Origin of the sequence: Allomuricauda sp. NFXS6 (assembly GCF_040148835.1) — a bacterium.
Classification (GTDB): Bacteria; Bacteroidota; Bacteroidia; order Flavobacteriales; family Flavobacteriaceae; genus Flagellimonas.
Genome location: NZ_JAGEMG010000012.1, coordinates 96,529 through 103,163, shown reverse-complemented (window position 1 = coordinate 103,163; position 6,635 = coordinate 96,529). Strand labels below are relative to the sequence as shown.

General features: G+C 40.8%; 6 protein-coding genes. 1 reads left to right on the top strand and 5 read right to left on the bottom strand.

Going from position 1 to position 6,635, the window contains the following annotated elements; genetic code table 11:
• Positions 1 to 183 precede the first annotated feature (183 nt).
• From J4E06_RS16120 to J4E06_RS16100, 5 genes are all read right to left on the bottom strand, one after another.
• Entirely contained in the window at positions 184 to 858 is a 675-nt protein-coding gene (locus J4E06_RS16120) for a head GIN domain-containing protein (RefSeq protein ID WP_349525023.1), read from the bottom strand.
• A 282-nt stretch (positions 859 to 1,140) separates the two neighbouring features.
• Positions 1,141 to 2,223, bottom strand: a complete 1,083-nt coding sequence (locus J4E06_RS16115; RefSeq protein ID WP_349525022.1) for a chorismate mutase — start codon at positions 2,221 to 2,223, stop codon at positions 1,141 to 1,143.
• Positions 2,224 to 2,231: 8 nt separating this feature from the next.
• Positions 2,232 to 3,092, bottom strand: a complete 861-nt coding sequence (locus J4E06_RS16110) for a prephenate dehydrogenase (protein WP_349525021.1) — start codon at positions 3,090 to 3,092, stop codon at positions 2,232 to 2,234.
• 3 nt (positions 3,093 to 3,095) lie between these two features.
• The gene (locus J4E06_RS16105; RefSeq protein WP_349525020.1) at positions 3,096 to 4,238 is read right to left on the bottom strand and encodes a pyridoxal phosphate-dependent aminotransferase; all 1,143 of its coding nucleotides are present in this window, start codon (positions 4,236 to 4,238) and stop codon (positions 3,096 to 3,098) included.
• Positions 4,238 to 5,065, bottom strand: a complete 828-nt coding sequence (locus J4E06_RS16100; protein ID WP_349525019.1) for a prephenate dehydratase — start codon at positions 5,063 to 5,065, stop codon at positions 4,238 to 4,240. The genes J4E06_RS16105 and J4E06_RS16100 overlap by 1 nt, the downstream gene beginning before the upstream one ends.
• A gap of 600 nt (positions 5,066 to 5,665) precedes the next feature.
• Here J4E06_RS16100 and gldA point away from each other — a divergent pair.
• Positions 5,666 to 6,559, top strand: a complete 894-nt coding sequence (gene gldA / locus J4E06_RS16095) for a gliding motility-associated ABC transporter ATP-binding subunit GldA (protein ID WP_349525018.1) — start codon at positions 5,666 to 5,668, stop codon at positions 6,557 to 6,559.
• Positions 6,560 to 6,635: the final 76 nt, after the last annotated feature.

Here is a 6,635-nt window from a genome sequence, read left to right as displayed (position 1 = left end):
TCCACCTGGGATACTACTGCCAATTTAAAGCCTAAGTTGTAATCCTTTTGGGTCCGCTTAACTGTTTTGTTTGTTGATGATTCCATAAATAAGTCGAATTGTTGTCAACTTATTTCAGGACGGGTCAAAAAAAACAAAAAAAGCCCTCCGGTATTGGAGGGCTTTTTATGACAACAAATTTCATTAATCTTTAAAGTAGACTCTTCCGCCCACAAAAGTTTTTTTATGGACTGTTTCTGGATTTCCGTAGACATATACGTCACCGCCCGCCTTTACATTAATATCGACCAGCTCTGAAGCAAACACATCTGCTTCTCCTCCCGCTGAAATTTTAACATCGGTTGTGGAGGTCCTTAGTTCTCTTCCTTCAAAAACACCACCGGTATTGATAACTATCGTTTGGTTTTTTGCCAAACCTGAGGCTTGAACAATACCACCCGTTACCGCACGTATATCGGCATAATCCACATCCATTCCAATTCGGATGGCTGCCCCTTCTTGGGCCCGAAGTTCAATTTTACTTTTCTTTACCATCTCGTTACAGGTAATCTGGGCACCTTCGTTGCCATCGATAACGTCCAAATTGGTATAGTAGACTTCGATCATGGTGTCCTCGCCCTGGAACTTTTTGTCCAACTGCATTCTAAGTTTCAAGGTTCCATTTTTATTGGTCCATTTAATATCATGGACATTCCAGCCTTTGATCATGATTTTGTTCTCATCGGATTGGATCAAATTGACTTCGATTAAATCAAAAACCTTGATTTTGTTGAATTCCCCGACTTCCTTATCAAGGATTCGTTGTGAAAACATAACCAAGGGAAGCAAAAGAAAGCCTAGCGCGTATATTTTTTTCATGATAGCGTGTTTTTGTTCCACAAAGATGACCCCTTTCCCTGATTGTTACAGTTTTGAAACAAAAAACTATTTGCAGCCCTGGAATTTAACCAAAGTCACAAATAGTTCTTCAATAATCCTGATTAAAAAACTGATTGTCCGCAATCAACCATAATGCACTGACCCTTCCAGCAGTCAAAAAGTTATTGGGCCCAACGTCTTAAAAATGAGGTCTCGACTGCGCTCGACCTGACAACTTTTTGTTTATATGGTTGATTACGGAAATTCAACTAAAAAAAACGTCTATGCGTTGATGATTTTTTCTTGGTGGTTGATGGATTCCTGGTGAATGGCCTTGAACATTTTCAAGACAAACTCCTCGCTCAATCCACGTTGTTCACCTTCCAAGATCATATTGCCCAAAATGGCGTTCCAACGGTTGCTTTGGAGCACCGCTACGTTCTTCTGTTTCTTCAACTCGCCAATTCCATCGGAAACCTTCATTCGTTTGCCCATTAGATCGATCAATTGATTGTCCAAAATATCAATCTGAGCTCTTAGATTGCTCAAATTGTTCTGGTATTCGGCTTCCTCATTGGTTTCTTTTCTTATGCGTAAATCTTTCATCATCTGAACCAAAGTTTTCGGGGTTACCTGCTGGGCAGCATCACTCCATGCATTGTCGGGATCGTAATGCGTTTCGATCATCAAACCATCAAAGTTCAGATCCAAAGCCGTTTGCGATACATCAAAAACCATGTCGCGTTTTCCTGTAATGTGACTTGGATCGTTTATGATGGGCAAATCAGGAAATTTGGTTTGCAACTCAATGGCCAATTGCCACTCCGGAATATTACGGTATTTGGTTTTTTCGTACGTGGAGAAACCTCTGTGAATCACGCCTAATTTTTCAATATTGGCGGAGTGCAAACGCTCCACGGCACCCAACCAAAGTGAAAGGTCTGGATTCACTGGGTTCTTTACCAAAACAATTTTATCGGTCCCTTCCAGGGCATCGGCAATTTCTTGAACAATAAATGGACTAACGGTAGAGCGTGCTCCTATCCACAACAAATCCACATCGTGCTCCAAGGCAAGGTCAACGTGTGCCCTGTTGGCTACTTCCGTAGCTGTTTTTAGACCTGTTTCTTCTTTTACTTTTTGCAACCACTTTAATCCAATGGCTCCAACTCCTTCAAAATTTCCTGGACGAGTTCTTGGTTTCCAGATTCCAGCACGGTAATAGCTCACATCGGTATCCTTGAGCTCGTGTGCTATTTTCAGAACTTGCTCTTCGGTTTCCGCGCTGCACGGACCAGCTACTACCAAGGGATGACCCAAATTCATGTCATCCAACCATTTCCTCATTTCCTTTTTGTTTTCCATAATACGCTCTATTTTTTTGTAAGTGGTATTCCTTTTAGTATTTGTTTTATTCTATTGGTATTGCTCATTTCTTGATGGACATTTTCAAAATCGTTGTCCAAAATCAGTTGCTTAAACCTGGTAAGGTTCTGAATATATTCTTCCAACGTTTCCACAACATTGTCTTTATTCTGTTCAAAAATGGGAGTCCACATATCGGGCGAACTTTTTGCCAAGCGAACGGTGCTCTCAAAACCACTCCCTGCCATGTCAAAAATATCACGCTCATTTTTTTCTTTCTCAATAACCGTCTTTCCCAACATAAAAGAGCTAATGTGTGATAAATGGGATACGTAGGCGATATGTTTATCATGTGCCTCCGGGTTCATGTACCGGATTCGCATGCCGATGTCCTGAAAAATGGCCAACGCTTTTTCCTGAAGCTTGAAGGCTGTTTTCTCCACTTCGCAGATTATCATCGTCTTTCCCGTGTACAATCCTTCAAATGCCGCTGTTGGTCCCGAAAACTCGGTACCTGCGATGGGGTGACAAGCCATGAAATTTCTTCGTTTGGGGTGCTCTGCCACTTGTTCGCAAATCAATCTTTTGGTAGAACCTGCATCCATCACTACGGTTTCATCTCCGGCAGCATCCAATATTTTTGGCAATTCTGTGACCAAAACATTTACCGGGATGCCTACATAAACCAAATCCGCTGTTGCCAAAGCTGAATAATCGCTCTTCTTGTCAATAATCTGAAGTTGTAAAGCTTCATCCAGATGGGCCTCACTTTTATCCACACCAATGATTTCCGCTTCGGGATGCAGTTTTTTTACATCCTTTGCAAAAGAACCACCAATCAATCCAACTCCTATGACGACTACTTTCATAATCTAAAATCTTTCTATGGCTTCTTTGATTTTATCTTCTTTCACACAAAGGGAAAAACGAATATAGCCTTCGCCATTGCTTCCAAAAATAGTTCCCGGAGCAATGAAAATATCTTTATCGTACAACACCTTGTCAATAAATTCTTCAGATGGTTCAGCTCCTTTGGGCAATTTGCACCAAACAAACATTCCCACCGCATTTTTATCGTAAGTACATCCCAATTTGTCTGCCAATTGGAACATCAATTCCCGTCTTTTGGTATACACCTTATCCAAAGCTTCGAACCATTCCGGTCCACTTTGCAAGGCTGCGATAGCCCCTTTTTGAATGCCGTAAAACATTCCGGAATCCATATTGCTCTTCACTTTTAAAACCGCATTGATGTGTTCCGCATTGCCCAGCACCATTCCCACACGCCAACCTGCCATATTAAAGGTCTTGCTCAAGCTGTTAAGCTCCAAGGTGCAGTCTTTGGCTCCTTCGATAGACAAAATACTGGTCGGGTTACTAGAGAGTACAAAGCTGTATGGGTTATCGTTCACCAGAAGAATATTGTTGGCATTTGCAAAATCCACAAGAGACTTTAGTTGCTCCATCGTTGCAGTAGCTCCGGTGGGCATATGTGGATAACTGATCCACATTAATTTCACTTTGGACAGGTCTTTCTTGGAAAGCTCCTCCAAGTCTGGAAACCAACCATTTTCCGCTTTCAAATCATAGGTAACCGGCACACCGCCCACCAAATTGGTAACAGATGCATAGGTTGGGTAACCCGGGTTGGGCAACAACACCTCATCTCCTTCGTTCAAAAAGGCCATACTAATATGCATGATTCCTTCCTTGGAACCCATCAAAGGCAATATCTCCGCATTCGGATCTACCGATACTTCAAACTTTTGCTGATAGAAGTCGGCAATTGCCTCCCGTAACTGAGGTAATCCTTGGTAGCTTTGATATTGGTGTGCCCCCGCCTCGATTATAGAATCCCGAAGCGTTTCCAACACCTGTGGCGATGGTGCCAAATCCGGACTGCCAATCCCCATATTGATAATGGGCTTGCCTTCGGCAATCAATCCTCTTACCTCTCGTAATTTTTTGGAGAAGTAGTATTCCTGAACGGTATTTAATCTATCTGCTGTTACCATTACAACAATGCATTTTTATATTCTCCCAAAACCCTGAAATCTTCGGCCATGATCTGCAACAAAGATTTTGTTTTGGCAAAATGCTCATATTTATCAAAAGTTACATCCACGAAAAAGGCATATTTCCAAGGGGTCTCGATTACAGGTAAGGACTGAATTTTAGTCATATTCATATTACAATCGCTCATTACGTTCAACACCGTGGCCAAACTTCCTCTTTTATGGTCGGTTATAAATCGTAACGATGCCTTATTGATTTCCTCTTCTGGCAGCACTTTGTTTTGTTTTTTAAGGACAATGAACCTCGTGGAATTATTTACAATGGTCTGGATATTGTCTGCAATAATTTCCAAATCGTATAATTCGGCAGCCATTTTCGGAGCGATGGCAGCAATGTGTTCCAGGTTTTCTTCATTGATGCGCTTCGCAGTCTCCGCGGTATCCACACTTTCCACCAATTTGATCTGTGGATGTGCCTTAAAAAATTCTTTGCACTGCAATAGTGCCATAGGATGCGAATGTACTTCTTGGATATCATCAAAAGATCTCCCTTTCATCACCATTAGGTTATGGTGAATGTTGAGATAATGCTCCCCGATTACGTGGATATTATTATGATAAACCAGATTATAATTGGGAATTATAGAACCTGCGATTGAGTTTTCGATGGCCATAATACCTTTGTCTGCAGCACCATCCAGTAAACTGTCGATAACGGCATCAAAAGAGTTGCATTCGAGCAAATCAATGTTTTGTCCGAAAAAATCCGTGGCCACTTGATGGTGGTTCGATCCTTTTATTCCTTGTATGGCGACTTTTAATTCCATTGCAAAAAAAAAGCCCCGATTGTATCGGGACTTTATAAATTGGTTATACTTTAAACGTATCTACAATAGTCCCGTGCCTCTTTGAAAAAAGAAGTAAAAATAAAAACGGTTCCAGAAATACGTGTTTGTCATTTCGTTGTTAATTGTCGGCTAATTTAGGTATTCAATCGGAAACACACAGACATTACCAAATTTTTTTTGATTTTTTTCAAAAAAGACATTTTCACTGCATATTATTTTACAGAAACCATGCTTTTTTAAGAATTCCTATTTCCGCGACTACTCCTGAGCATTTCTAAACCACATTTCCTAGATTTTGAAACCCAAGGATTAAACCATCTAAAAGTGTATTTTTGGAATCAACAGAACAGTTGTACATTTTGATTGAAATTTGTCAGTTCGAGTGATTTTTGATGGTTGAGCCCTTCGTCTATGCTCAGGATGAACTAAAGTCGAAACCAAATAAAAATTGTATCGAGAACCAGAATTTCAAATAAAAAAAACGATTCTCGATATAAAATTCCTCGGAATTTCACTCGAATTGACGGTTTTAAATTAAGCAATGTTGAAAATGTCCAACGAGTTCATAAATCATATTGAATGTCCATCACTGTACAGAACATCACAAAAACCTTTGGTTCGCAAAAAGCATTGAACAATGTTTCGTTTACCATAAACAAGGGAGAAGTCGTAGGTTTTTTAGGCCCAAACGGTGCCGGAAAATCCACCATGATGCGAATTTTGACCACTTTTTATAAAGCGGATAAGGGTAAAGCAGCTGTAAATGGTTTTGATGTGTTGGAGGCGGAAAAAGACGTTCAAAAAAGTATCGGGTATCTGCCAGAGCACAATCCACTATACTTGGAAATGTATGTAAAAGAGTATTTGGCCTTTAATGCAGATGTGTACAAGGTGGACAAATCCAAAATCAATGCTATTATTGAACAGACAGGATTGTCACCCGAAGCCCACAAAAAAATTGGGCAGCTATCCAAAGGATACCGCCAGCGTGTAGGACTTGCCGCTGCGTTGCTTCACGATCCCGAAGTTTTGATCTTGGATGAACCCACCACGGGACTCGACCCGAACCAATTGATCGAGATCCGAAAACTGATCCGGGAAATCGGCAAAGAGAAAACCATTTTACTCTCCACGCATATCATGAAAGAGGTTGAGGCCGTTTGCGATCGGGTAATCATCATCAACAAAGGAAAACTGGTGGCCGACAAAAAACTGGAGGAACTTCGCGAAGCAGAGGAACAGATCATTGAAGTGGAGTTTGATTATCGTGTGGAAGAACAATTGCTGCAGCAAATGCCCAATGTTTCCAAGGTGAAGAATACCGGTGGTTTTGTTTATGAAATTACCTTCACTACTACAAAAGATATGCGACCCATAGTGTTCGATTTTGCTCACGACAATAAATTAAAAACACTCCAACTCAGCAGAAAAAACAAAAATCTGGAGAGCTTGTTTACCGAACTTACTTCTTAACCTTTCCCTGTTCTGTTTGATTTGACTAAGGTCTGAAATTGACAAAAAACCGTTGAAAATATGGTACTTTTGCGGT